30 protein-coding genes are annotated in these 22,162 nt (G+C 38.0%); 10 read left to right on the forward strand and 20 right to left on the reverse strand.

Going from position 1 to position 22,162, the window contains the following annotated elements:
• The first annotated feature begins 63 nt into the window (after nt 1–63).
• The 7 genes from RRY75_RS00775 (at nt 64) to RRY75_RS00805 (ending at nt 4,228) form a co-directional block, all read left to right on the forward strand.
• A complete protein-coding gene (locus RRY75_RS00775; protein ID WP_332715381.1) occupies nt 64–537 on the forward strand; it encodes a GIY-YIG nuclease family protein in 474 nt (157 codons plus the stop codon).
• Between the two features lie 82 nt (nt 538–619).
• A complete protein-coding gene (locus tag RRY75_RS00780; RefSeq protein ID WP_332715384.1) occupies nt 620–1,567 on the forward strand; it encodes an exonuclease domain-containing protein in 948 nt (315 codons plus the stop codon).
• Between the two features lie 329 nt (nt 1,568–1,896).
• Nucleotides 1,897–2,073, forward strand: coding sequence for a hypothetical protein (locus tag RRY75_RS00785; protein WP_332490774.1), 177 nt, complete (start codon nt 1,897–1,899; stop codon nt 2,071–2,073).
• Between the two features lie 224 nt (nt 2,074–2,297).
• Nucleotides 2,298–2,588, forward strand: coding sequence for a hypothetical protein (locus tag RRY75_RS00790; protein ID WP_332490772.1), 291 nt, complete (start codon nt 2,298–2,300; stop codon nt 2,586–2,588).
• Between the two features lie 67 nt (nt 2,589–2,655).
• Nucleotides 2,656–3,222 carry a recombinase family protein gene (locus RRY75_RS00795; protein WP_332715388.1) on the forward strand — a complete coding sequence of 189 codons (567 nt, stop codon included), beginning with the start codon at nt 2,656–2,658 and terminating at the stop codon, nt 3,220–3,222.
• The gene (locus RRY75_RS00800; RefSeq protein ID WP_332528101.1) at nt 3,223–3,948 is read left to right on the forward strand and encodes a recombinase family protein; all 726 of its coding nucleotides are present in this window, start codon (nt 3,223–3,225) and stop codon (nt 3,946–3,948) included.
• Nucleotides 3,908–4,228: a hypothetical protein gene (locus RRY75_RS00805; protein WP_332490766.1), complete on the forward strand. Its 321-nt coding sequence runs from the start codon at nt 3,908–3,910 to the stop codon at nt 4,226–4,228. The genes RRY75_RS00800 and RRY75_RS00805 overlap by 41 nt, the downstream gene beginning before the upstream one ends.
• Before the next feature lie 52 nt (nt 4,229–4,280).
• Here RRY75_RS00805 and RRY75_RS00810 read toward each other — a convergent pair whose 3' ends face one another.
• From RRY75_RS00810 to kduI, 3 genes are read right to left on the reverse strand one after another with little or no spacing between them, the layout of a single operon-like run.
• Nucleotides 4,281–5,066, reverse strand: a complete 786-nt coding sequence (locus RRY75_RS00810; protein ID WP_332490765.1) for a hypothetical protein — start codon at nt 5,064–5,066, stop codon at nt 4,281–4,283.
• A gap of 56 nt (nt 5,067–5,122) precedes the next feature.
• Nucleotides 5,123–5,923: a gluconate 5-dehydrogenase gene (locus tag RRY75_RS00815; protein WP_332490763.1), complete on the reverse strand. Its 801-nt coding sequence runs from the start codon at nt 5,921–5,923 to the stop codon at nt 5,123–5,125.
• Between the two features lie 11 nt (nt 5,924–5,934).
• The gene (gene kduI / locus RRY75_RS00820) at nt 5,935–6,798 is read right to left on the reverse strand and encodes a 5-dehydro-4-deoxy-D-glucuronate isomerase (protein ID WP_332490761.1); all 864 of its coding nucleotides are present in this window, start codon (nt 6,796–6,798) and stop codon (nt 5,935–5,937) included.
• A gap of 184 nt (nt 6,799–6,982) precedes the next feature.
• Between kduI and RRY75_RS00825 the strand changes: the two genes are divergently transcribed.
• Nucleotides 6,983–7,846 (forward strand): helix-turn-helix transcriptional regulator, encoded by an 864-nt coding sequence (locus tag RRY75_RS00825; protein WP_332490759.1) that lies wholly within the window; start codon nt 6,983–6,985, stop codon nt 7,844–7,846.
• A 27-nt stretch (nt 7,847–7,873) separates the two neighbouring features.
• Here RRY75_RS00825 and RRY75_RS00830 read toward each other — a convergent pair whose 3' ends face one another.
• Nucleotides 7,874–9,043, reverse strand: coding sequence for an AI-2E family transporter (locus RRY75_RS00830; RefSeq protein ID WP_332490757.1), 1,170 nt, complete (start codon nt 9,041–9,043; stop codon nt 7,874–7,876).
• Between the two features lie 168 nt (nt 9,044–9,211).
• Here RRY75_RS00830 and RRY75_RS00835 point away from each other — a divergent pair, with 168 nt between their 5' ends.
• A complete protein-coding gene (locus tag RRY75_RS00835; RefSeq protein WP_332490756.1) occupies nt 9,212–9,349 on the forward strand; it encodes a hypothetical protein in 138 nt (45 codons plus the stop codon).
• A 423-nt stretch (nt 9,350–9,772) separates the two neighbouring features.
• On the opposite strand, the gene mobA is transcribed toward RRY75_RS00835, so the two are convergent.
• Genes mobA through moaC form a run of 11 tightly spaced genes read right to left on the reverse strand, consistent with a single transcriptional unit; the run spans nt 9,773 to nt 18,148 of the window.
• A complete protein-coding gene (gene mobA / locus RRY75_RS00840; RefSeq protein WP_332490755.1) occupies nt 9,773–10,366 on the reverse strand; it encodes a molybdenum cofactor guanylyltransferase in 594 nt (197 codons plus the stop codon).
• A 6-nt stretch (nt 10,367–10,372) separates the two neighbouring features.
• Entirely contained in the window at nt 10,373–11,434 is a 1,062-nt protein-coding gene (locus RRY75_RS00845) for a sulfate/molybdate ABC transporter ATP-binding protein (protein ID WP_332527150.1), read from the reverse strand.
• Nucleotides 11,431–12,111, reverse strand: a complete 681-nt coding sequence (gene modB, locus RRY75_RS00850; RefSeq protein WP_332490751.1) for a molybdate ABC transporter permease subunit — start codon at nt 12,109–12,111, stop codon at nt 11,431–11,433. The genes RRY75_RS00845 and modB overlap by 4 nt, the downstream gene beginning before the upstream one ends.
• Nucleotides 12,112–12,125: 14 nt before the next feature.
• The gene (gene modA, locus RRY75_RS00855; protein WP_332715397.1) at nt 12,126–12,962 is read right to left on the reverse strand and encodes a molybdate ABC transporter substrate-binding protein; all 837 of its coding nucleotides are present in this window, start codon (nt 12,960–12,962) and stop codon (nt 12,126–12,128) included.
• The gene (locus tag RRY75_RS00860; RefSeq protein WP_332527148.1) at nt 12,950–13,399 is read right to left on the reverse strand and encodes an MOSC domain-containing protein; all 450 of its coding nucleotides are present in this window, start codon (nt 13,397–13,399) and stop codon (nt 12,950–12,952) included. Before RRY75_RS00860 ends, modA begins: the two co-directional genes overlap by 13 nt.
• Before the next feature lie 2 nt (nt 13,400–13,401).
• The gene (gene mobB, locus RRY75_RS00865; protein WP_332490745.1) at nt 13,402–13,914 is read right to left on the reverse strand and encodes a molybdopterin-guanine dinucleotide biosynthesis protein B; all 513 of its coding nucleotides are present in this window, start codon (nt 13,912–13,914) and stop codon (nt 13,402–13,404) included.
• Nucleotides 13,915–13,936: 22 nt separating this feature from the next.
• Nucleotides 13,937–15,142 (reverse strand): molybdopterin molybdotransferase MoeA, encoded by a 1,206-nt coding sequence (locus RRY75_RS00870; RefSeq protein WP_332490743.1) that lies wholly within the window; start codon nt 15,140–15,142, stop codon nt 13,937–13,939.
• A gap of 2 nt (nt 15,143–15,144) precedes the next feature.
• On the reverse strand, nt 15,145–16,170 hold the full coding sequence (locus tag RRY75_RS00875; protein WP_332490741.1) for a molybdopterin-binding protein: 1,026 nt from the start codon (nt 16,168–16,170) through the stop codon (nt 15,145–15,147).
• A 12-nt stretch (nt 16,171–16,182) separates the two neighbouring features.
• Nucleotides 16,183–16,671 carry a MogA/MoaB family molybdenum cofactor biosynthesis protein gene (locus tag RRY75_RS00880; RefSeq protein ID WP_332490739.1) on the reverse strand — a complete coding sequence of 163 codons (489 nt, stop codon included), beginning with the start codon at nt 16,669–16,671 and terminating at the stop codon, nt 16,183–16,185.
• A gap of 3 nt (nt 16,672–16,674) precedes the next feature.
• Complete coding sequence (gene moaA / locus RRY75_RS00885) at nt 16,675–17,658, reverse strand: GTP 3',8-cyclase MoaA (protein WP_332490737.1); 984 nt, start codon at nt 17,656–17,658, stop codon at nt 16,675–16,677.
• 1 nt (nt 17,659) lies between these two features.
• The gene (gene moaC / locus RRY75_RS00890) at nt 17,660–18,148 is read right to left on the reverse strand and encodes a cyclic pyranopterin monophosphate synthase MoaC (RefSeq protein WP_332490735.1); all 489 of its coding nucleotides are present in this window, start codon (nt 18,146–18,148) and stop codon (nt 17,660–17,662) included.
• Between the two features lie 205 nt (nt 18,149–18,353).
• Between moaC and RRY75_RS00895 the strand changes: the two genes are divergently transcribed.
• The gene (locus RRY75_RS00895; protein WP_332490734.1) at nt 18,354–18,995 is read left to right on the forward strand and encodes a TetR/AcrR family transcriptional regulator; all 642 of its coding nucleotides are present in this window, start codon (nt 18,354–18,356) and stop codon (nt 18,993–18,995) included.
• Between the two features lie 33 nt (nt 18,996–19,028).
• Here the strand turns inward: RRY75_RS00895 and RRY75_RS00900 are convergent, their stop codons facing one another.
• The 5 genes from RRY75_RS00900 to tatB all read right to left on the reverse strand — a co-directional run bounded on the left by RRY75_RS00900 (nt 19,029) and on the right by tatB (nt 22,146).
• A complete protein-coding gene (locus tag RRY75_RS00900) occupies nt 19,029–19,709 on the reverse strand; it encodes a TorD/DmsD family molecular chaperone (RefSeq protein ID WP_332490732.1) in 681 nt (226 codons plus the stop codon).
• A gap of 31 nt (nt 19,710–19,740) precedes the next feature.
• Entirely contained in the window at nt 19,741–20,769 is a 1,029-nt protein-coding gene (locus tag RRY75_RS00905) for a 4Fe-4S dicluster domain-containing protein (RefSeq protein ID WP_332527147.1), read from the reverse strand.
• Between the two features lie 73 nt (nt 20,770–20,842).
• Nucleotides 20,843–21,595 (reverse strand): twin-arginine translocase subunit TatC, encoded by a 753-nt coding sequence (gene tatC, locus RRY75_RS00910; protein WP_332490729.1) that lies wholly within the window; start codon nt 21,593–21,595, stop codon nt 20,843–20,845.
• A complete protein-coding gene (tatA, locus tag RRY75_RS00915) occupies nt 21,570–21,740 on the reverse strand; it encodes a twin-arginine translocase TatA/TatE family subunit (protein ID WP_332490727.1) in 171 nt (56 codons plus the stop codon). The genes tatC and tatA overlap by 26 nt, the downstream gene beginning before the upstream one ends.
• Nucleotides 21,741–21,834: 94 nt before the next feature.
• Complete coding sequence (tatB, locus tag RRY75_RS00920; RefSeq protein ID WP_332490725.1) at nt 21,835–22,146, reverse strand: Sec-independent protein translocase protein TatB; 312 nt, start codon at nt 22,144–22,146, stop codon at nt 21,835–21,837.
• Nucleotides 22,147–22,162: the final 16 nt, after the last annotated feature.

Genomic DNA, 22,162 nt, shown 5'->3' on the forward strand with positions numbered 1-22,162 from the left:
ATTATAAAGTTAATGGAGGTGTAAAACACACCTTTATAGCAATAGAAATATAAAAGTTTTTCAGTGGCCTCTAAAGAAGAGGAGCTATTTAAAAAAGCTCTTGAAAAAGCTATGTTGCAATTAGAGCAAGCTAATGAAGAGGAAAAAGCTATTTTAAAATCACAAATTTCTTCTCTTAAAGATAACTTGAAAGCTGCTGAAGAAAAAATGATGCGTGCAAAATCTATGGCTGAACAAACTAAATCTGGCTTTGTTTATATTATATCCAACGTTGGTTCTTTCGGAGAAAATATTTATAAAATTGGTATGACTAGAAGATTAGATCCAACAGAACGTATTAATGAGTTGTCAAACGCGTCTGTTCCTTTTGCATTTGATATACATGCTACAATTTATACTGACAATGCCCCTGAATTAGAGCGTAACTTACATAAAATGGTCGGAGATAAAAGAGTTAATAAGGTTAACTTAAGAAAAGAATTCTTTGATGTATCACTCTCTGAAATTGAAGAAGAAAATTCTGAATCAGTTGCATGATACATGGATTAAGGTTTTAAAGGCATGTACAAAGTAATATTTTGTATATGTCTTTTATTTTAACTATTAGGGGGAATTAAAAATGAATTATGATTTTATTGCTATTGACTTTGAAACAGCAAACGAAAAACGTATGAGTGTATGCTGTGCTGCGCTCATATTTTTTAAGAACGGGGTTATTATAGACGAGAAAGAATGGTTGATTAAACCACCTGCTATTTGCAACTATTTCAATGATCTAAACATACAAATCCATGGTATTACACCTGAGCAAGTCGAAACTGCTCCTGAATTTGATACAATCTGGGAGGAATTCTATAGTTATATTGATGGTGAAATGCTTATTGCTCACAATGCACCATTTGACATGGGTGTATTAACTAACTTAATTCATCACTACAATCTAACATCACCTTCTTTAAATTTTGTATGCACTTGTAACATTGCACGTAAAACTTGGGATAAGCAAGTAAATTATACACTAAAAAATATTGCTAACCAACTCGGTTACCTATTTAATCACCATGATGCTCATGACGATGCCAAAACATGTGGGAAAATTCTATTAGAAGCTCTTAAAGTACATGGAGTTAATTCTATAGATGAACTTGCCCAAAAGATCGATATGCGTATTGGTAAATTATCTCCTAGTATCGGCTATATATCCTGTAGTATTTCTAAAGGCTATAAAGGTCTTGGTGGTAAAAATGATGATGTTCGTGTTAAAGATATTGTTGCAGCCACTGCAGAATTTGATGAAGACCACCCTCTATTTGAAAAAAAGGTTGTCTTTACAGGCTCTCTAATCAGTATGACCAGACGTGTAGCCTTGCAAAAAGTTGTAGATTGTGGTGGGCAAATTGCAAAATCCTTTACAAAAGATACTCATTATTTAGTAATGGGACTTCAGGACTATTCACGCTTTGCAGATGGCAAAGAAAGCTCCAAAACTAAGGCGGCTAAACAATATATTCAAGATGGTCATTCCGTAGAGATTATAGATGAGGATACTTTCTTGAGAATGTTATAGGTTGGTAATAAAAGTAGGAGGTTTAGCTAGCTACTAACTCAACCTCCTACTTTTATTTTTATTATTTTTCATCAAGGTTAATATTAAAGTGCCAATTAATAACCGAAATATTAAAATTGTGTTATCTTTTAATTCTTTATAACTATTGCTTATAATTTTGGTAGATATACTCTAATCAGTGATTTAAGTATTTCTTGTATTGCAAACGTGTATAATGTTATAATAATCCAGTGAATGCCGTGCAGGGTGGCACGGGGGTTGTAGGATAATCCTCCTTTGAGGCTATGAGATAGATTTGATCTATGTCACAAGCGGAGGGGGTGTTATGAATGGACCATGTACTGCTAATGATAATTATAGTGATTGGTATCACTATTTATCCTAGACGAAATACCTTTTTCGATAAAATTAGATTTAAAGCTGGACTAAAAGGCTTTGAATTTGAATTAAGTGCAAAAGAAAAGAGTGTTCCACCCGTCAAAAGCGAACACTCTAACCGTAAATAATCTTTTATGATTTTATTCATAGCCCCGAAAATTAAAAACCTTCAGGGAAGCATCAGTGTTAGCGCACTGGTGCTTTCTTTACTTATATTATAACACAACACATTTAAAATTAAACAAGGAATTTTAAAAATTAATTCTTAAAATTTAAGTTTCTACTCTCTATTGAATAAACTCACTAGATAAAGTATCATAATGAATATAGACATACGGAAAGGATGAATCCGATGGAACAAACACTTAATAAAATTTTAGAGGCACTTCAAGTTCTGCAAAAAGGTCAAGAAGATTTGAAGCAAGTACAAGACGAAATCAAAGCTGATGTAAAAGAAATTAATCGTAAAGCTGATATTATTTTTAATCAAACAGCTAACCTCACTGAATTTACTACATCAACCTCTTCAAGTCTTAATTCAATAGAGTATAAGATTGACTCTATTGAACAAGAGATTGCAACCATAGAAAAAGTAACTGCTAAAAACTGTTACGACATTACTCATTTAAAAGCTATTAAATAACAACACAAACTCTAAGCTCCTTGTAGAATTCTACTTGGGGCTTGTCTTATATACTAGGAGGCATATCATGAAAGTAGCAATCTACTCCCGTAAGTCCAAGACTTCTGACAAGGGAGAGTCTATAGATAACCAAATTCATATGTGCAAGGAATACGCTGCTGCACATTTTGAGGATCCGGAGTTTTCCATTTTTGAAGATGAAGGCTTCTCTGGCGGAAATATTAACCGCCCACAATTTAAAATTCTTATTGATGAAATCAAAAAAGGTATGTATGACGTGCTCATGTGCTATCGCTTAGACCGTATCAGTAGAAATGTATCGGACTTCTCTTCTACACTTGATTTATTAACTAAGCATAGTATAGGATTTGTATCTATTAAAGAAAACTTTGATACCACAACACCTATGGGGCGCGCCATGATTCACATCTCTTCTGTATTCGCCCAGTTAGAAAGAGAGACTATAGCTGAGCGTGTTACAGACAACTTGCTTGAACTGGCCAAACTGGGGCGCTGGTTAGGAGGCACTTCTCCTCTAGGCTATAAAAGTCAAAAATTTTCTTATGAAACAGGAGGTAAGACTAAATATTATTCTATTCTTGAGCAGGATCTGGTCACAGCTTCTATTGTTTAAATGATTTTTGATAAATACTTAGAACTTGGCAGTATCTCCAAAGTTGAAACCTATCTCCTGCAAAATGGGATCAAAACCCCTAAGCAGGCAAACTTTAGTTCTAATGTAATTCGGAATATCCTTATCAACCCTGTTTATACTGTAGCTGATGCTACCACTTACGATTATTTTAACAAGCTTGAATGCATACTTCCTAAATCCAAAGAGGATTTTAACGGGACTTATGGCCTTATGCCTTACAATAGGCACAAAAAAGGTAAAAGCAATTTAGCCAATCCCAAGGACAAATGGATCATTTCCATTGGAACACATATGCCCATTATATCTAGTATCGACTGGATAAAGGCGCAAAAACAACTTAAAGCCAATAGTGACCTCGCCTTCTCCAATACTGGTACTTCGCCTGCTTTACTCAGTGGACTGTTATACTGCAAGCACTGTGGTTCCGTTATGCAAGTTGCTGGGCAAGGTGTGTTAGCGGATGGGACTGTCTGTTACAACTACAGATGTACCACCAAGACCAAGAGCCGTGGCAAACTTTGCAACAGCGACAATATTAGTAAGGGATATGCCTTTGATGCACTTGTTGTTAAGAGGGTGCGCAAATTAATAGATGCTGCTACACTACATCAAAAGAAAACCCTTATGCGCAACCTAATTAAGCGTATTGAGTGGGATGGTACCAATGCGGATATCTTCTTTTACTTTAATCAAAGTCCGTTGTGAAGGGAACCATCCTACCCTTATTCGTATCATGGTAGCCAAATCACTTCTTCGTAATGCTAAGCCCATCATCATCGCCATTTCCACTAACGACGGCTTAGGCCTTAACTTAGAAAACATTGGTCATCTGCTCCCTAACCAAAGTGTTTACTTCGTACCCTTTGGTCAAGACAACTGTGTGGCAAAACCTTACTCCTTAGTGGCTGACTTAAATCTTGTACCCGAAACACTTCAACTTGCTCTAGAAGGCAAACAAATTCAACCTATGTTGATTAAATACTAAGTTAACTATTTAATCACCTTTTTGTTGTTATCCTTTTACACCATGATGACTTCTAAGCTTCTTGTCCGTATACTTCTAACTGTGAAAGGGCAGGGAATGGTGAAGGATCGTCTGCTTTTATTAAGTTTCCAATTTCTACCCATTCAATCATTTTAGCTTCAAACTGAATCTCTTGAGCCTTATCTGTTTTCACTAAATCCCACACCAGTTGACTCCCATCTGAAAAGGTAAGCGTTGCCTGTTCCCACCATGCATCATGTGGAAAATCGGCCCGAGTGTAGAGACGTATCTTATCCGTCACAATGCTTCTTCCAAACTCAACTTTCATGACTGCATTTGGATTTTGGTTAATCCCCCATGACTCATAAGGCCATATACCGTGGGAATGATTTTCGCAGTTGCCGTTGATGGCATTTTTTGCAGCAAACACAGACTCGCCTCTTGTCTCTACATTGGCAGAGGCATGTGGGAAGCAATGAGTATCCCCATGCTGGTCATATTTGTTCAGGGTAAGATTTTTGTATACACCGATTTCTGCCTTTGTCGCCAAACGCGCCTTCAACAAATGTATGTTGCCACTAAAACTTTTAGGTGAATAACAGACCTTTTTCTCTCCAAATGGCACGGCATAAGACATTGTCTCCTCTGTTAAGAGAACAAGACTTTCGCCTATGGCATCATCTAGTTGAAGCATTAAGAAGACTTGCTTTTCACTACAGGTCACTACAATTTTATCGTCCTCTTCGTAAGGCATACTATGGACTAAATACACCTCATCTACGCCTGCTGCATGGCTAACTAAGGTCTCATCTTTTTTTAAGATTGCTATTTCTAACATGCACTTTCCTCCTTGAAAAATACATCCTTAACGATTTAAGGATGTATTAAAATGAATTATTTAGGTTGTTTACCAATATAGGCTAAGATGCCACCATCTACATAAAGAATATGTCCATTAACAAAGTCTGAAGCTTCTGAAGCTAAAAAAACTGCTGGACCACTTAAATCTTCTGGTGCCCCCCAACGTTCTGCCGGTGTTTTAGCAAGAATAAATTGGTCAAATGGATGTTTGCTACCATCTGCTTGCACCTGGCGAAGTGGTGCTGTTTGAGGTGTTGCAATATAGCCAGGTCCAATTCCATTACATTGAATATTAAAAGCACCATATTCAGAAGCAATGTTTTTGGTAAGCATTTTTAAGCCTCCCTTAGCTGCAGCATAGGCAGATACAGTCTCACGTCCGAGTTCACTCATCATAGAACAAATATTGATGATCTTTCCTTGTCTTCTTTGAATCATGGCAGGTAATACAGCCTTAGATACGATAAAGGGTGCATTCAAGTCTACATCGATCACTTCTCTAAATTCATCCGCGCTCATTTCACACATAGGAATTCTTTTAATAATCCCTGCATTATTAACAAGAATATCTACACTTCCAATCTCTTCTTCAATCTGTGCAACCATTTGATTCACAGCTTGTTCATCCGTTACATTACACACATAACCATGGGCTTTAATGCCTTCTGCTGCATAAGCTGCAAGTCCCATATCCACTTTTTCTTGAGTCAAATCATTAAAGCACACCGTTGCGCCTGCCTCAGCATAAGCCTTGGCAATAGCAAAACCAATCCCGTATGAAGCACCTGTTATTAAGGCTACTTTGCCTTCTAGTGAAAAAATATTTTTACGCATCTTCATTCCCCTTATCTTAAATCTTTATTGTCAATGCCATCCATGTCTGTAAATACTTGATTTTCACCAACCATACCCCATATAAATGTATAGGCACGAGAACCACTTCCTGCATGAATAGACCAGCTTGGTGAAATAATCGCTTCCTCATTTCTCATCACAACATGTCTTGTTTCGGTAGGTTCCCCCATATAATGCATCACAAAAGCATCTTCTGGCATTTCAAAGTAAAGATAAACTTCCATTCTTCTATCATGTGTATGACATGGCATGGTATTCCAGACACTCCCTGGTTTTAATGCAGTCATTCCCATGACCAACTGACAGCTTTCTACTTGACCTGGTAAAATGTATTTATTAATCACACGGTGATTAGACTCTTCCAAACATCCAAGTTCTACACGATTTTCCTCTTTGATGATGACAACGCCTTCTTCTGCTTCCCCTTCAAGTTTAATTAACGTGGTAGGGTAAGCTGTATGTGCTGGTGCACTATTGATATAGAATTTGGCAGGATGTTCTGGGCATTCACTTCTAAAGGAAATATCTTTTGCGCCCATTCCAATATACATACCATCTTTGTAGTCTAAGGCATAGCTTTTTCCATCTACAACAATCGTACCTGAACCTCCGATATTAATCACACCCATTTCTCTTCTTTGTAAGAAGTAATCGGCTCTTAGTTCTTCTCCTGCTGCCAGTACAAGTTCTTTGTCTACTGGTACTGCTGCACCTATCATAATACGGTCAATGTGACTGTACACCCATTTCATTTCATCTTCTACAAAGAGATTTTGAATAAGGAATTCCTCTCTTAAACGCTCTGTTGTGTAATGTTTCACATCTCTTGGGGATACTGCTGTTCTAATTTCCATTTTTTCCGCTCCTTTAACCTATTTGTTAGCACTTGTGCTTTTATATACTTTAGTTTAACATACTATTTTATCTATTTCTTGGCACAAATTGTTCAAAATATGGGTTTTTTTGAACTTCTTTCATTGAACATTCTTATCTCTATTGCTATACTAAAATGATCTTATGATACAAAAAGGAGCTTATATGAAAGTACTTTCTTCCTGCAAAGAAGCTATCACCCACTGTATTGAACACAAATATTTTGCCATTGCGCACCTCTACAAAGAAGAAACAGCCATGAATATGCATATTCATGACTGCCTTGAAATTTATTATTCGATCTCGGGTGGTAAACAGTTTTTAATCGGCAACAAATTTTATGGGATTGCTCCTGGCGATATTTTTGTCATTAATCAATACGAAAGTCATCATCTCACCCAAATAGATACAGAAATTCACGAGAGAATTGTTCTTTCCATCTCTCCAGAATATCTTAAACAACTTTCTTCTGTACAAACTGATTTATCTTGTTGTTTTCATACCCACTCAGACGCCTTTAGCCATAGACTTTCCTTAAACAAAGAGCAACAACAGCGCTTTTTATATTTCATCAACAAAATCACTTCTATTCAGGGATATGGTGAAGACTTACTCCAGCGTGCTGCCTTTATTGAATTAATGATTTTTTTAAACAGTGCCTACCTAGAAAATACCCAATGCCTCTCCGTAGAAGATCTATCACCTAAATACAATAAACAAGTGGATGATATTTTAGCCTATATCAACCGCCACATTCACGAGACGATTACAACCAAAAAGCTGTCTCAACAATTCTTCTTAAGTGATTCTTATATTTGTCGCGTCTTTAAAAGTACTACAGGGATGACCATCAATAAGTACCTTACCGCTCGGCGCATTAGTATTGCCAAAGCCCTTCTAGCCGATGGTCTAAGCGTCAACGAGGTTTGTGAATGCTGTGGATATAACGATTATAGTAACTTTGTTAAGACCTTTACAAAAATAGTAGGCATATCTCCTAAGAAATATGCCCAACTTTCTGTATGCTAACAGTCTAACCCCTTCTATCGTAGTGCTTTATTTATGCGCTTCTAAAGCCCATTTTCTTTTCTTCTTTTTATACTCATACGCTCTATCAATATATACTTTAATTAATGCTGCTACAGGCGCAGATAAAATCATACCTACCCCACCGTAGTAACTGCCGCCTATAATGACTACAATCAAAATCCATACAGGTGGCAAGCCAATTTTATCTCCTACCACTTTAGGCTCAATAAAGTTTCCATCTATTTGTTGATAGAGCAAAAGTAAGATACATCCTGTCACTCCCAATGACACACTATCTAGTAAGCCTAGTACTAAGGCAAGGACAGCTCCCACCAATGGTCCTACATAGGGAATCATATTAGTAATCCCAGCAACCGTTCCAATCAGTACAGCAAAAGGATGTCCAATCATCAGCATCAGTCCCGTAGAGATCGCCCCTACAATCATGCCTGCAAAAATAGTACCTACTATAAATCCACCAAGAATTTCATTGATATCTTCTACAACCACTCGCACATAACGCTTGATGGTAGGTGAAAAAATTACATCCCCAAAACGGTCTATAGCTGCAAAGAGACGTTCTTTATCTTTAAGAAAGTAAAAGGTTAAAATAAGGGTTGCAATAACATCAATAACCACTCCACTGAAATTACCTGCCAGCTTCCCAAGTGGCTCTGCCCATGTTAAGAGAAACTCCTTAGACTGTATGAGACTGCTCGTATCCATTCTAGTCTCTTCCAAAATATGAGTCAGTTCTAAAAGGCTTGTTTGCATGGATTCACCCATCTGGAGTTTGCTTGTAAGTACATTACGCACATTCTCGATAATAGGTGGTACTAAAAAATGCACAAGGAGTATGAGTCCAATTCCTACCCCTATAAAAATGAGCGCAATACTTATAAGTCTTATGCCGAGGAAACCACCCTTATTTATATTTCCTTTAGTATATTTTTTATATATTCCTATTAATTTACTTTCTAAACAAATCATTGGGCGATACAAAATATACGCTAATGCTGAGGCATATAAAATAGGTGAAATCACATCCATAAACTTTCCTGTTTGATGAAGCAAGCTTTGCATGAGCATCCCACCATTTTTAAATAGACTATAGACCCCTAGTACAAGTACTACCATAATCAATAGAAACGTGCCCCATTCTATGTATTTTTTATATCTTGTCAACCATGTTTTCATGCTATTTGATATCCTTTCTTTATGTATACACGTTATTATATACTATCACAAGCCCATTATCATCGTTTTTATGTTGTTTTATCTGCTTTATTCTTATTATCTTTTTTATAGGAACCTTTTAGTTCGTTCTTTCGTCTAATTGTTATTAAAGTCACAAGGAGGCACGTTATGAAAAAACTATTATCTTTATTTTTACTAGGCTTTGTGGCCTTTTCTAACTTACCAACCTATGCCACACAAGTGCCTAGTACAACTCAAGCCACTCCTGCTATAGATGCCCTCATCCTATTACACTGGCTGAAATGATGTATGGTATTATCAATGCGACGCAAGAAACTTTACACCCAATTATGGATACCCATTATGCCTTACCTGCTATGCACACTTAAACAACTCACGTATTGAATCCACTGTCCAAGTTGGCTACGCGGCTTATGTCTACAGTAGTGTTCAAGCTATTGGCATGTCTGCACCCCTTAAACTTACTGTAGCACCACGCTTTATAGAGGGCACCCTCTATGTTCCTGTGGAATATTTTAGTCTGTTTGCTCATTTAAGTGAACAAACAGGTACACTTACCTTTAACCTTCGTTGGTGTATTCCCTTAGCCTTACTATGAATAAGTGGATAGGGCTCTATGCCAAAATAGCTCTAAAACTAATTGTTAATCTTAGTTTTAGAGCTATTTTATTGATAGCAGGTTATTTTCAGAAATTCTATTGCTATTTATTAGAGGCTATCCCCTTTGAGTTTTGTATATTCCTCTGGTGTATTCACATTCATAACCACATTTTCAGCCATTCCCATCTCCTCTAGAGTCACATAACATACATGACTTTGTCTAAGGAGATATTGAAGTCGATAATTTTTTTCTTCTATCATCTTTTTCATAAGGGGCAACATTTTTTTAGAATAAATACCTGCAGTGGCATAGGCACGTCCTTGCCTATCTTGCACCATGACACCTTCCCATCTTTCATCTACATAACTCATTAACTTTTGAATAAAGCTTCGGTCTACGTGTGGCATATCACAGGCACAAACAAAAAGATAAGGTTCTGGAATTTGACTTAAGGCTGTATAAATACCACCTAGTGGACCTATTTCCCTATATGCATCAATCAGTACGGGGTAATCTTCACAAGGTTTATTGGCTTTACAATCTACTGAAAGATACACAGGTCCACAACTTTTTAGTTCTTCTACAAGTCCTTCCCAAAAGGGTACCCCTTTATAGGTCAACCACGCCTTATTTTGTCCCATTCGGCTACTTTTCCCACCCATAAGTAGCAACATAGCTATTGGATTATCTATTAATTTCATCTTTGCTTACTCCTTTAAATACACCACTTTTGATGGTTCGATGCCAAGTATCCCTCTATCTTCTAATAGATTAGGCATACCTTTTTGTAGGCTACATTCCAAATAGATTAACACAGCTTGCTGTGGATTCATTTTTTGTATACCCATAGGTTTTAATACATAAATCATCTTATCTAGACTATCTATTTGGCGCACGATTTGGCACATGATTACATTTTCATCCCATGCTTCTTTTTTAAACATAAATGCATCTTGACCTAGAGCAATAAAATGCGTCCCCTCTGGAATAGGTGGTAACTGTGTTAACGTACATGCCCACTCTGGAACATAAAGTGCTTGCTCCCCTACTTGTTCAACCCTTACCATATTCTTAAAGCCACATATTCTGGCTTCGGCTCTTGTAGAAGGTGATGCAAAGACTTCTTTTTTGGGGCGAATCTCTGTAAGCTTCCCTCCCTGAATGACCCCTATATAGGTCGCTAAATGGTCTACTTCCTCTTGATTATGGGAGACGAATACAATAGGTTTAGCAAAAGCTCCCATCACCTCTAACATCACTTGCTCCAGTTCCCATTTTAAATAACTATCTAAAGCTGCAAAGGGTTCATCCAACAATAACACCTTTGGCTCTGCTGCCAACATTCGTGCAAGCGCTACTCTTTGCTGCTGTCCACCTGAAAGTTGGCTTGGATAATGCTTTTCTAAACCTTCTAATTGAAACAACTTGATAAAGTTTGAAATTACTTGTGTGCTTTTAGACTTAGGTACACTGATTCCTATATTTTGTGCAACTGTCATATTGGGAAAAAGGGCATAGTTTTGGAACAAATAGCCTACACCACGTTCCTGAGGTGGTAAGTTTATATGTTGTTTGGAGTCATATAACACCTTTCCACCTAGTTCAATATATCCCCTATCTGGTGTTTCAATACCTGCAATGCATTTAAGGGTCATACTTTTTCCACAGCCTGATGCACCCAGTAAGGCTAGGACACCTTGCTCTGTTTCAAAGGCTACCTCTAGTAAAAAATCTCCCAACTGCTTCTCTATTTCTACAATGAGTTTCATTTTTTATTCCCTCCCTTTTTTAGCCATTGACCTTGCTGACTTTGTATGAGTTGTAACAAGACAATCGTACTAAAAGAAATGGCTACCATAATGCCTACCCATTCATAGGCACGGGCGCGGTCTCCATTTTGAACAGCTGTATAGACTGCTGTCGCCAATGTCTGTGTTTTCCCTGGGATATTCCCAGCTAGCATAATAGTCGCACCAAATTCACCTAATGCTCTAGCAAAAGATAAAAGTGTCCCTGCCAATACCCCTCGCCAACAATTAGGAAGGATAATGCTATAAAAAATTTTTTTCTCTGAAAGGCCCAATGTTCTTGCTGCATCCACCCAATCCGGATTCACTTGTTCAAAAGCACCTCTTGCTGTGCGATACATAATAGGAAAGGCCACTACCATAGCGGCAATGACCGTACCTGTCCAAGAAAAAACAATTTGAATGCCCCATTTTCCTAACCATTCTCCAACTACACTCTGTTTGCCCAAAAGCTGTAGCAAGAAAAAGCCGACTACAGTAGGGGGCAATACCATCGGAAGTGTGAATACTGTGTCTACGACAGTTTGCAGACGCTTTAATTTCATTGTCCACCTTGCAGCATAAATACCGATTAAAAAGGTAAGCAAAGTACTACAAAATGCTGTTTTTAAGGATAATACCAAAGGGGTTCCATCCATTATTTTTCCTCTTTCTATTTATTTTCCGTTTGATTGCTATAGGGCGTAAAACCATACTTTTCAAAAAGTGTATTAGCTTCTTTGGACTTCAAAAAGGTTAAGAAATCTTTAGCCGCTTGCTTATGCAGACTATCGGCTATAACCCCTGCTGGATAAATAACTTCATCTGTACTTAACGGGTCAGCTATAGCCACAACCTCTACCCGTTCTTCTATGGCTGCATCTGTTTGATACACAACACCGCAATCTACATTTTCTGTTGCTACCCAATCCAATACCTGCCTTACACTTGTTGCCAAGTTGGCTTTACCTAGTACCTCTTCCCACAGGCCTAACCTTTCATAAAGGGTTTTTGTATAGTCTCCTACTGGTACATTTTCATTACCTACGGCAATCATTTCAACTTGCTCACTGATGACATCTTCAAATCCACTAAGACGTGGTGTATATCCTTTAGGCTGAATCAAGACAATCTGATTTTTTAGAAGCTTAATCACACTTTCAGCTTCTACCAGGCCTACTTGACTTAGGCTATTCATCTGCTTCATAGCAGCCGAAATAAAAACATCTGCTGGTGCGCCCTCTTCAATTTGCCTAGCAAGTGTCCCTGACGCATCAAAAGAAAAGTTAAGTTCTATCTCTGGTGCATAAGTCTGATATGCAGCCTCTACCTCACTGAGTACATCGGATAAGCTAGAAGCAGCTAACACATAAAGTTCAACAGGCTCTATTTTTTCTGACTCAGGTAAAGATGCCTTTTGCACAGCACATCCAGCAAGAAATGTACTGACTAAAAGAAGCCCTGTACACAAGGCACGTTTCACCTTGTCATTTCTTTTTATGCTTCGCAAGGTGTGCCCTCTATACGCGTCATCTCCATACCTACTTTTACTTTACCACCTTTAAGTACACGGCAAAACACACCTTCTCTAGGCATAATACAATCCCCCATCTTATGGAAGATTTGACAATGATTGTGACATTTTTTCCCAATTTGAGTCAGTTCTAGACGTACCTCTCCACATTCAAACTGTGTGCCTACAGGTAAAGTCTTAAAGTCAAAACCTGCAACGACAAAGTTTTCACCAAATGCACCAAAGTCTACTTCTGCACCACGCTCACGGAATGCTTCTACTTGTTCATATGAAAGTAGACTAATTTGACGATGCCATTTTCCTGCATGTGCATCCCCTTCCATCCCATGATCTTCTAAAATCATAATCTCATCTACTTCGTGTTTTTGTGTTCCTTTTTCTAAACTTGTACACACTGCCATTACTTTTCCCATTTTTATACCTTCTCTTTCATTTGTGAATTGATAAGCTGCTCTATATGTACGGCTATATCAGCTGCATCATTTAAGTCCCATACGGGTACACTTGGATGTTCAAAAGCAAAATCACTTGCAATGCCTATAAGTGTCTCCACTTTACACACACTTTCGTTAGAATTTCCATCTCTTATAATTTCAATTTTAGGGTAGTGGCTTCCTTTAAAGCCTTCTAATAGGATTAGGTCTGCTTCTGGAAAGCAAGCTATAAGTGCCTCTTCCTTTGTATGTTCTTGCCTTTTAACAATCATATATTTATGGTCTGAGAAAATGGCCGTCCCATAAGCACCTGCTTCAAAATGTGCATAGGTATCTGTTCCTTTCACATCTGCCTCAAAATCATGTCCATCGTGTTTAATCGTGGCCACTTTTAGACCTTTTTTTGTGAATTCTGGAATCAACTTGGTAATCAAAGTTGTCTTACCTGAATTTTTCACGCCACTTATTGCAAACAAATAAGGCGTTCTTTTCATATGCTTCACCTTTTTATCAAATTTAAAGGCGTACAACCGTAACGGTATCGCCTATTTCAAGTCCTGGTGTGCCAGGTGCTATTTCTACTAAACAATTACAGCCAAGCATGGAGGATAACACCCCGGATGCATGTAAGCCTTTTGGAAGGGTTATTTTCCCTTCTTGGTAAATGGCACGAATATATCTGCGATTTTTACTTGCCTTAGGGAAAGCATCTTCCATGACACCTTTTACTAAAGTTGGGCATAACCCTTCATCATGACTCATCTTTGCTAACAATGGGCGTGCAAGTAGTTCAAAAGTTGTAACCGCTCCAAAAGGATTCCCTGACAAACTTAGAATCGGTTTCCCTTGGTACAAGGAATAAATGACCGGTGTGCCTGGTTGTAATTTCACTTTCCAAAAGACACGCTCTGCACCAAGCTGTGGGAGTGCATCATGTAAGATATCTTTTTTCCCAACAGATACACCGCCTGTTGTTACGATTAAGTCTACATCTTTTTCTACTTGTTCCATAGCTGTAGCTACAGTCTTGGCATCGTCTTTTGGGGTAACAATATGGCGCACTTCTATGCCAAGCTCTAACATTCTTGCCACTAATAAAGATAAGTTACTATTATAGATTTTACCTGGTAAAAGGGGTTGGCCTGGTGGTGTCACCTCATCGCCTGTTGTCAAAAGTGCCACTTGTGGCTTTCTATAGACAGGTACTTGGTCATAACCCATACTGGCTAAAATGCCAATTTCAACGTAGCCAATCTTCATGCCTTGTGTGAGCAGCTGGTCGCCCTTTTTAAAGTCTTCACCTTGGTAACAGTAATTTGCATAAGGCTTGAGGGTCTCATACACTTCTACCACTTCTTCGCCATAGTTAGTACTTTCTTGACGGACACAACAATTACACCCTTTTGGAATTGCTGCCCCTGTCATAATGCGTACAGCTTCCCCTGATTGGGGCCTCACCTTACTGGTACATCCTGCAAAAACCTCATCTACCACTTTAAGTGTTACTGGTTTTTCTTGGGATGCATCATAAATGTCTTCTGCTTGACAAGCATAGCCATCAATAGGCGAACGGTTAAACGGAGGTTGATCTATAGTTGACTTTTGATCTTTTGCCAAGATACGTCCTAAGCTTTTTAGTAAAGGAACGTTTTCGATTTCTACGATTTCATGTACACTTTCCTTGATAAGGCTTAGGGCCTCTTCAACGGTTACACCCACCATCTTTATACCCCTTTCCCAAAGCTACAGTTTGGATAATGACAAGGTTTACATCCTAAGCAGAGTCCACCATGTCCAAGTCGTGCAAAGTCTTTCTTTGTAAGCGTTACACCTGCTGCCACACGTGGTAAGATAAGGTCAAAGATGGTTGCCTTTGTATACATCACACACCCTGGTAGCCCCATAATAGGTGTGCCATCTGTAAAGTACCCCATCAAGAACATGGCACCTGGTAAAACAGGTGCGCCATAAGTCACAATTTGTGCGCCTGTCCCAGCAATAGCCCCTGGTGTTAAGTCATCAGGATCCACACTCATGCCACCTGTACAAATAATCAGTTCCATCCCTGCTTCTTTTAAAGCTAAAATAGCTGCTTGAATCTTTTTTTTATCATCATTGACTGTAATATGTTCTTCTACAGTCATCCCATATAGACTTAACTTTTCACGGATAACAGGTGTAAAGGTATCTTGAATTCTGCCATAGTACACTTCACTTCCTGTCGTAACAATCCCAGCTTTTAATGGTCTATAAGGACGTAGACTTGCAAGAGGGGTCTCTCCTACAACTTTTACAGCCTCTTCCATCTTCACTTTTTCAATAACAAGTGGGATAACGCGCGTGCCAATAAGCTTATCCCCTTTTTGTACAGGCGAAAAATTATGGCGTGTTGCAATCATAATTTCATCTAAATCATTAACTGCTTCTAGACGCTTAGTATCAATGCAAAAAAGTCCCTCACATCCTGCTACAAGTTCAATCTTACCTTCTTTAACAGGTGTTGCTGTCATATGCTCATTTTGACATAAGTTACAAAGTATTTCAGCTGCTTCATTTTCGTGAAGTTTCGTTTCATCTTTTTCCCATACGTAAAGGTGGTCTTTTCCTAAAGATAATAAAACGGGAATATCCGCTTCAGTTACCACATGTCCTTTACGAAAAGCCACATCTTTGACCACATCTTTGACAATTTGTGTAATGTCGTGACAGATAATATGGCCTACTGCTTCTATCGTTTTAATCTGTCTCATGTCTTTATCTCCTTATTTTCTTGCACAATTTTGAGCAGTGCCCATCAATATCTCAAGTCCATGTCCAATCTCTGGAAGGATATACTCTAAGCACTCACGAACTGCTTTAGGACTTCCTGGCAAATTCACAATTAAAGTCTCCTTGCGAATCCCAGCTGCCGCTCGGCTGAGCATTGCTCTTTTTGTAAACTGCAAGCTATAAGCACGCATAGCTTCTGGAATACCGGGTACGAGTCGCTCGGCAACTGTAAGGGTAGCTTCTGGCATACAATCTCTTTTAGAAAATCCTGTTCCGCCTGTTGTTAAAATCAGGTCTGCTTCTTGCTGATCTGCAAGATGTGCCATCGTCTCTGCTAACAATTGCTCCTCATCTGGAAGCAAAAGACGTGCAACCACTTCATAACCTGCTGCTTCAACCAGTTGTGCAATAACTGGTCCGCTTAAATCTTCTCGTTCACCTCTATATCCTGAATCACTTGATGTGATAATTGCAACACGCATTTCTCATCCTCCTATTTGCGACATACTGCGCTGTTCTTCTTGATCGATTTTAGTCTCATGAAAATGGTGACTTTCAGGCTTATGATAAATAGCTTCTTCTATCGCCTTTGTTAAAGTTTCATCGCTCTCTCCTTGGCGAATAATACTTTTTAAGTCCACCCCTTTTTCATATTGCAAGCATGTCTTGAAATAACCCTCTGCCGTTAACCTTACGCGATTACACGTTGCACAAAACTTATGGCTGATGGCACTAATAAATCCAATCTTACCTTCAAATCCCGGTAAATCATAATATTCACAAGGGCCTTCACCTAATGGTTTATGATAAGGGGACATCTTTCCATAGGTATTTTCAAGGACTGCTTTCACCTCTTTTTGGCTACGAAATGGCAGGTCTTTGCCATAGCCTATAGGCATGACTTCAATAAAACGTATATGCACAGGTTGGGTTCTTGCAAGTTCCACTAAACGTGCAAAATCAGAGGTTTGAGTTGTAACAGGTACGCAATTAATTTTAACCGTTAACCCAGGGTACTTAGCTGCACTTTCAATCCCTTCTACAACCTCTTGTAAACCCTCTCTTCTTGTAATGCGCTTATACTCAGCCCTATCCAATGTATCTAAACTCACATTAATCCCATCAAGTCCTGCTTCAACTAAGTGGCTTAATTGTTTTTTGAGTAGTACACCATTGGTTGTAAGGGTTACTTTTTCAATTCCAGGAATGGCTTTAAGTGCTTTAATAAGCACATGGACATCTTTACGCACTAAAGGCTCTCCGCCTGTTAGTTTAATTTTTTTCATCCCTAATGTGGCACCTACTGTACAAATCCTAATAATTTCTTCATAAGTCAGGATTTTATCTGAATGCATAAGTTCGATGCCTTCTTCGGGCATGCAATAGATGCATCGATTGTTGCATTTATCCGTAAGTGATACACGTAAATAATCAATACCTCTACCTTGTCCATCTTTAATCATCGTCATCTTATCCTTCTTTTTTATTAATGAAGTGGCCACTTTTACCACCTATCTTCTCTTCTAAATGGACCTGTGTAATCTCCATTGTTTTATCAATAGCTTTGCACATATCATAAATGGTTAAAAGAGCAATATTAACCCCTATAAGCGCTTCCATTTCTACACCCGTTTGCCCCTCGGTTTTCACTGTACAGCTTGCAGTGATTGCCAAGTTTTGTGCATCTATTTCAAAATCTACTTTGCATTTTTGAATCATTAAAGGATGACACATAGGAATCAGGTTAGAAGTTTGTTTAACCGCCATAATCCCAGCTACTCTTGCTACACCAAGGACATCACCTTTTTTTACGTTTCCTGCAAGGATTTGCTCCATAACTGCTAGATTGACAAGGATTTTCCCTTTTGCAGTAGCTGTTCTAGATGTATGGCCTTTTTCAGAAACATCCACCATAATTGCATTGCCTTTTTCATCAAAATGGGTTAATTGCTCACTCATTCTTTTATCCGCTCGCTTTCTTAAACATAACATTAGTTATTTTTTTGTCACATGAAATGGATTATATCATTTATGTTAACGCTTTTCAACTTAGACAATTATTTCACAATATAGTTTTAGTTTACAGTTATGTTCTAACTTGACAAACCACTAGCTGGACGTTATGCTCTTAACATATATTATCCTAATAAGCAGGTGTTGTGCTATGACAGAAAAACTTGACCTACGTGTAGAGCGCACACAAAAAACCATTCAACGCGCTTTTATCGATTTACTTCATATAACGCCTTATCCAAATATTTATATTAAAGATATTGCCGAAAAAGCTATGATTAATCGTAAAACTTTTTATACTTATTATGACAATAAAGACATTCTTTATGACGAAATAATCTCTCTTTTTTTTGAGAGATTATGTTCAACCTTTATCTATGAAAAACAAGTTCCTACCCATGGTGGGGGTAGAGAAGATCTAAGTAGTGATGTTTACCAATTTCTTGCCCTACTTGAAGCCGAGAAAGAAGACCTATTCTACTTACTCCATCCGACTTTGAATCCATTGTGGTTCCCTCTTCTAGAAAGCACTATTATCATGAAGAAAAATGAACTTCATATTCGCTCTTCCAAAAAAGAAAGTGCAGAAGATATTCCTTTCAAGCTGTATATTGATACGATTTCTTCACTTTTTGTCATCTGGATTTACTGGTGGCTTAGCCAAGAAGAGTATACCCTTGAACAAGGTACCAAACATCTTTGTCGTATGATGAATAAGACAATGCCTAATATTTTCCGCTACTCAAAACCCCCACTCTACAATGAAAAAGACGAGGATTATTGCACCCAATAATCCTCGTCTTTTATATATTCTATATTTATACTTTTACGCAAATAGTTCGCTTTCTAATAACTCTAAGTCTACTCTTATAAAGGCTTCTAAACCTTTTGCAAACTGTGGATATACAAAATCAGTTGGAGCTTGTTCCATATCTTTTGCATATTGTGGAATCCAAGTTAATAAATGCTCTTTGATAAAAGTCTTTTGACCTTCTAATGTGAATTTTAAAGTTTCTAAGTCCCCTTGTGCAAAAGCTTCTTGTGCACGGGCACTCATTTTCGCCATAAAGTGTAGTTCTATAGCTAAATGGTCATCTGCTACTTGTAAATAGGCCTGTGGTACAAAGCCATATTGTTGATAAGCTTTACGTACAGCTACTGTACTTTCTAAAAAGAGCATTTTCTCTCTCCCTAAGTACATAGAAGCCCAAGGATATGCTACAAGTTTGCCTGGTCCAATAAGTAGCTTGGTATACTCTGTTTTCACCTGTTCTAAGAACCCCTCTTCTTTAAGCTTCATCTTTAAATCCATGGCATGTGCACTCATTGCATCAAAGGTATCATCTGCCTCTGTAGTATAAAGTGACCAAGCAATGGCCGTATGGTCTGTAGCCATTTGTTTTAAAAGTTCATCACTTGGTTCCCCTCCAAAAAGGGCATGGGTTAATTCATATAGATAAATTCTATTTGCTAAAATAATTTCTTGAATTTCTTTTTTATTTTCCATTTGATTGTCTCTTACTTTCTTTAAATTTCTCTTAGGCCCCTTCACAAGCTATACAAAGAGCTGTCGCTTCACCTTTTGGAATAGGACGTCCACACTTTGTACATCTACTTTGTTCTATGGTATTAAGGGTTGCAGGCATTAAGTTTCTTACTTGGACTTTGGTCATTCCGCTTATTCCTCCTTCTGGGCAAAGGGCCTCACATAGTCCACACTGAGTACATTTTAAAAGATGTAAGTTTAAGGCACTTACTGTATCATCCACTTTCACCCATTCGAGTGCGCCTTGGGGACATATTTTTTCACATAATCCACATCCCCAACAGCAGTCAGTCAATTGAGGTACTTGCCAAGTGAAGGTCTGCTCCATACAACTCATCTGATTATGTAGAAGCATCCTATACCAAAGGCCTGAGGCATGTTGCTCTTTTCCTAAGAAGTCTGGAACAAGTTTCGCCACTGACTTTTTAGAAGTCTTAAGAAAAAGTCCCATAAGTTCTCTTCTTGAGTAGGCCACCTTCTCTACTTCATGCTCATCTAAGTTTAAGATCAGATGTTCACTAAAGCAAGCTTCTCCCACAACCTCCATCACTTGCATCAGCTGTTGCTTTAAGCTTTCAACGGCCTCTTCTTGATGACAATTTTGGCAGCTTCTTACATCTAGTATAACTTGCTTTTGCAAGATTAAATAGGCCATAAACTCCCACGGTATACTGGCTAAGCAAGGTACCTTTAGACTCTCACACTGGGTATTGTGGGTACAACTCATCCATACCTTTTCCCCTCTTTGTTCTATCATTTGATACAGTTTGGTCATCGTATTCTTAGAGGAGGCAATAGCCCTTGATGGACAAACTACAACACACTTATTACAATCTTTACACCCGTTCCAATCCGTTACTTTCCCTGGTCTTTTGTAAATGTTTGCCTCGCATTGTGTCTTACATAGGGTACACACTTTTTTACGCTGCTTATGATTCATGCAATGACTTATATCCACAGTAGGATGGTCTTGCTCGGTCATCTTATCAAATACATATTGGGTTAAAATGCCACCTAGCATCCTATTCCCCCTTTCATTTCATAAAAAAGGGGGTCGTGCTTAATATCCTTCTAAAGCGACCCCTTTTAAAATATTATTCTTGTTGAGCTTTCAACTTTTTCTTATATAAAAACTGACTGATTCGTATACTGATTTCAAATAACAAAATCATGGGTATCGCCACCATCATTTGAGATACAACATCCGGTGGTGTAATAATCGCACAAATGACAAAAATAATAATGATAATAACTTTTCTACCTTGTATCAACCATTCTGGCTTAAGTATCCCAAGCTTTGTTAACACTGCAATCACTACAGGCATTTCAAAAATCATACCAAATGTGAGTAATGAAGTCATCACAAAACTAATATAGTTGGTAATAGATAGACTGGCTGTAACATGTGCCGACATATTGATATTAATAAAAAAGCTTAGCATAAATGGAAAGACGATGATATAGGAGAAGTATGCACCTACACCAAAGCAAATCAATCCAAAGAAAAGTCCTACTAAAATCGATCTGTTTTCTTTTTTATTCAGCCCAGGTTTTAAAAAGGCCCATAGCTGATATAAAATAACTGGTAAAGCACATATTGTTCCTGCAATGAAGGTCACTTTAATATACTGCATAAAAAGTTCTGCTGGTGCAAGGTAAATCAATTTATAACCATAGGATTTAGCCACATCCACTAATGTATTGACAATAAGGTGGGAAAAGTTAAAGCAGACTACACAAGTAATGGCTAAAGTGATTGCAACAATCACTAAACGCTTTCGCAACTCTCCCAAATGGTCAACAAGTCCCATGATTCCAGCTTTATTCGCTGATTTCTTCTTGTTCATTGAGTTCTCCGCCTACTCCATCTTTAAACCCTTTAAGTGTTTTTCCAAAAGTTTTACCAAGCTTTGGTAATTGTTTTGGTCCAAAGATAACGATAACGATTGTAAGTATGACTAATAATTCAGGTACACCCATTTTTCCAAACATTTTATATTGTCTCCTCTTCTAATTGCTATTTTGTATAATTTTTGGTGGCGAGGCTTTCTTGTTGAAGGGTTTGTGTACCTTCTGAATGCGTTGCCTATTCAGTAGTCTTTACTGGTGTTGATGTTGTTTTCACACTACTGATTGGTTTTCCAATTTGATTAATAGTTGCTTTAACTTCTGTTAAAGGTTCTGAAACCTCTTTTGCAATCTTTTGGAGTGGCTCAGATACTTCTTTTAAAGGTTCAGCTATACTGGTATTCATTTCCTCTACAAATTTACCCGAATAGTCTTTAAAAGTGCTCAAAGCCTGCCCTAATTTCTTTGCATAAAGTGGGAGCTTCTCAGGCCCTAAAACAATCAGTGCTACTATAAAGATTATGATTAACTCAAAAAATCCAATTTTCATAAGGATTCATCCTTTC

Source organism: Niameybacter sp. (assembly GCF_036655075.1).
Taxonomy (GTDB): Bacteria; Bacillota; Clostridia; order Lachnospirales; family Cellulosilyticaceae; genus Holtiella.

Bases quoted from the DNA above. Each gene is read 5' to 3' on its own strand.
- RRY75_RS00790 (WP_332490772.1), top strand. From the start codon at position 2,298: ATGGAACAAACACTTAATAAAATTTTAGAGGCACTTCAAGTTCTGCAA.
- mobB (WP_332490745.1), bottom strand. From the start codon at position 13,914: ATGAAAAGAACGCCTTATTTGTTTGCAATAAGTGGCGTGAAAAATTCA.
- moaA (WP_332490737.1), bottom strand. From the start codon at position 17,658: ATGACGATGATTAAAGATGGACAAGGTAGAGGTATTGATTATTTACGT.
- RRY75_RS00870 (WP_332490743.1), bottom strand. From the start codon at position 15,142: ATGGTGGGTGTAACCGTTGAAGAGGCCCTAAGCCTTATCAAGGAAAGT.
- mobA (WP_332490755.1), bottom strand. From the start codon at position 10,366: ATGAAATTAATAGATAATCCAATAGCTATGTTGCTACTTATGGGTGGG.
- RRY75_RS00835 (WP_332490756.1), top strand. From the start codon at position 9,212: ATGAAAAAACTATTATCTTTATTTTTACTAGGCTTTGTGGCCTTTTCT.
- RRY75_RS00815 (WP_332490763.1), bottom strand. From the start codon at position 5,923: ATGCGTAAAAATATTTTTTCACTAGAAGGCAAAGTAGCCTTAATAACA.
- RRY75_RS00900 (WP_332490732.1), bottom strand. From the start codon at position 19,709: ATGGAAAATAAAAAAGAAATTCAAGAAATTATTTTAGCAAATAGAATT.
- RRY75_RS00830 (WP_332490757.1), bottom strand. From the start codon at position 9,043: ATGAAAACATGGTTGACAAGATATAAAAAATACATAGAATGGGGCACG.
- RRY75_RS00795 (WP_332715388.1), top strand. From the start codon at position 2,656: ATGAAAGTAGCAATCTACTCCCGTAAGTCCAAGACTTCTGACAAGGGA.
- tatC (WP_332490729.1), bottom strand. From the start codon at position 21,595: ATGAACAAGAAGAAATCAGCGAATAAAGCTGGAATCATGGGACTTGTT.
- RRY75_RS00845 (WP_332527150.1), bottom strand. From the start codon at position 11,434: ATGAAACTCATTGTAGAAATAGAGAAGCAGTTGGGAGATTTTTTACTA.
- RRY75_RS00880 (WP_332490739.1), bottom strand. From the start codon at position 16,671: ATGCGTGTTGCAATTATCACATCAAGTGATTCAGGATATAGAGGTGAA.
- RRY75_RS00810 (WP_332490765.1), bottom strand. From the start codon at position 5,066: ATGTTAGAAATAGCAATCTTAAAAAAAGATGAGACCTTAGTTAGCCAT.
- RRY75_RS00860 (WP_332527148.1), bottom strand. From the start codon at position 13,399: ATGGGAAAAGTAATGGCAGTGTGTACAAGTTTAGAAAAAGGAACACAA.
- RRY75_RS00895 (WP_332490734.1), top strand. From the start codon at position 18,354: ATGACAGAAAAACTTGACCTACGTGTAGAGCGCACACAAAAAACCATT.
- RRY75_RS00805 (WP_332490766.1), top strand. From the start codon at position 3,908: ATGCGGATATCTTCTTTTACTTTAATCAAAGTCCGTTGTGAAGGGAAC.
- RRY75_RS00905 (WP_332527147.1), bottom strand. From the start codon at position 20,769: ATGCTAGGTGGCATTTTAACCCAATATGTATTTGATAAGATGACCGAG.
- modB (WP_332490751.1), bottom strand. From the start codon at position 12,111: ATGGATGGAACCCCTTTGGTATTATCCTTAAAAACAGCATTTTGTAGT.
- RRY75_RS00780 (WP_332715384.1), top strand. From the start codon at position 620: ATGAATTATGATTTTATTGCTATTGACTTTGAAACAGCAAACGAAAAA.
- kduI (WP_332490761.1), bottom strand. From the start codon at position 6,798: ATGGAAATTAGAACAGCAGTATCCCCAAGAGATGTGAAACATTACACA.
- RRY75_RS00825 (WP_332490759.1), top strand. From the start codon at position 6,983: ATGAAAGTACTTTCTTCCTGCAAAGAAGCTATCACCCACTGTATTGAA.
- moaC (WP_332490735.1), bottom strand. From the start codon at position 18,148: ATGAGTGAGCAATTAACCCATTTTGATGAAAAAGGCAATGCAATTATG.
- RRY75_RS00800 (WP_332528101.1), top strand. From the start codon at position 3,223: ATGATTTTTGATAAATACTTAGAACTTGGCAGTATCTCCAAAGTTGAA.
- RRY75_RS00875 (WP_332490741.1), bottom strand. From the start codon at position 16,170: ATGAGACAGATTAAAACGATAGAAGCAGTAGGCCATATTATCTGTCAC.
- tatA (WP_332490727.1), bottom strand. From the start codon at position 21,740: ATGTTTGGAAAAATGGGTGTACCTGAATTATTAGTCATACTTACAATC.
- RRY75_RS00785 (WP_332490774.1), top strand. From the start codon at position 1,897: ATGGACCATGTACTGCTAATGATAATTATAGTGATTGGTATCACTATT.
- tatB (WP_332490725.1), bottom strand. From the start codon at position 22,146: ATGAAAATTGGATTTTTTGAGTTAATCATAATCTTTATAGTAGCACTG.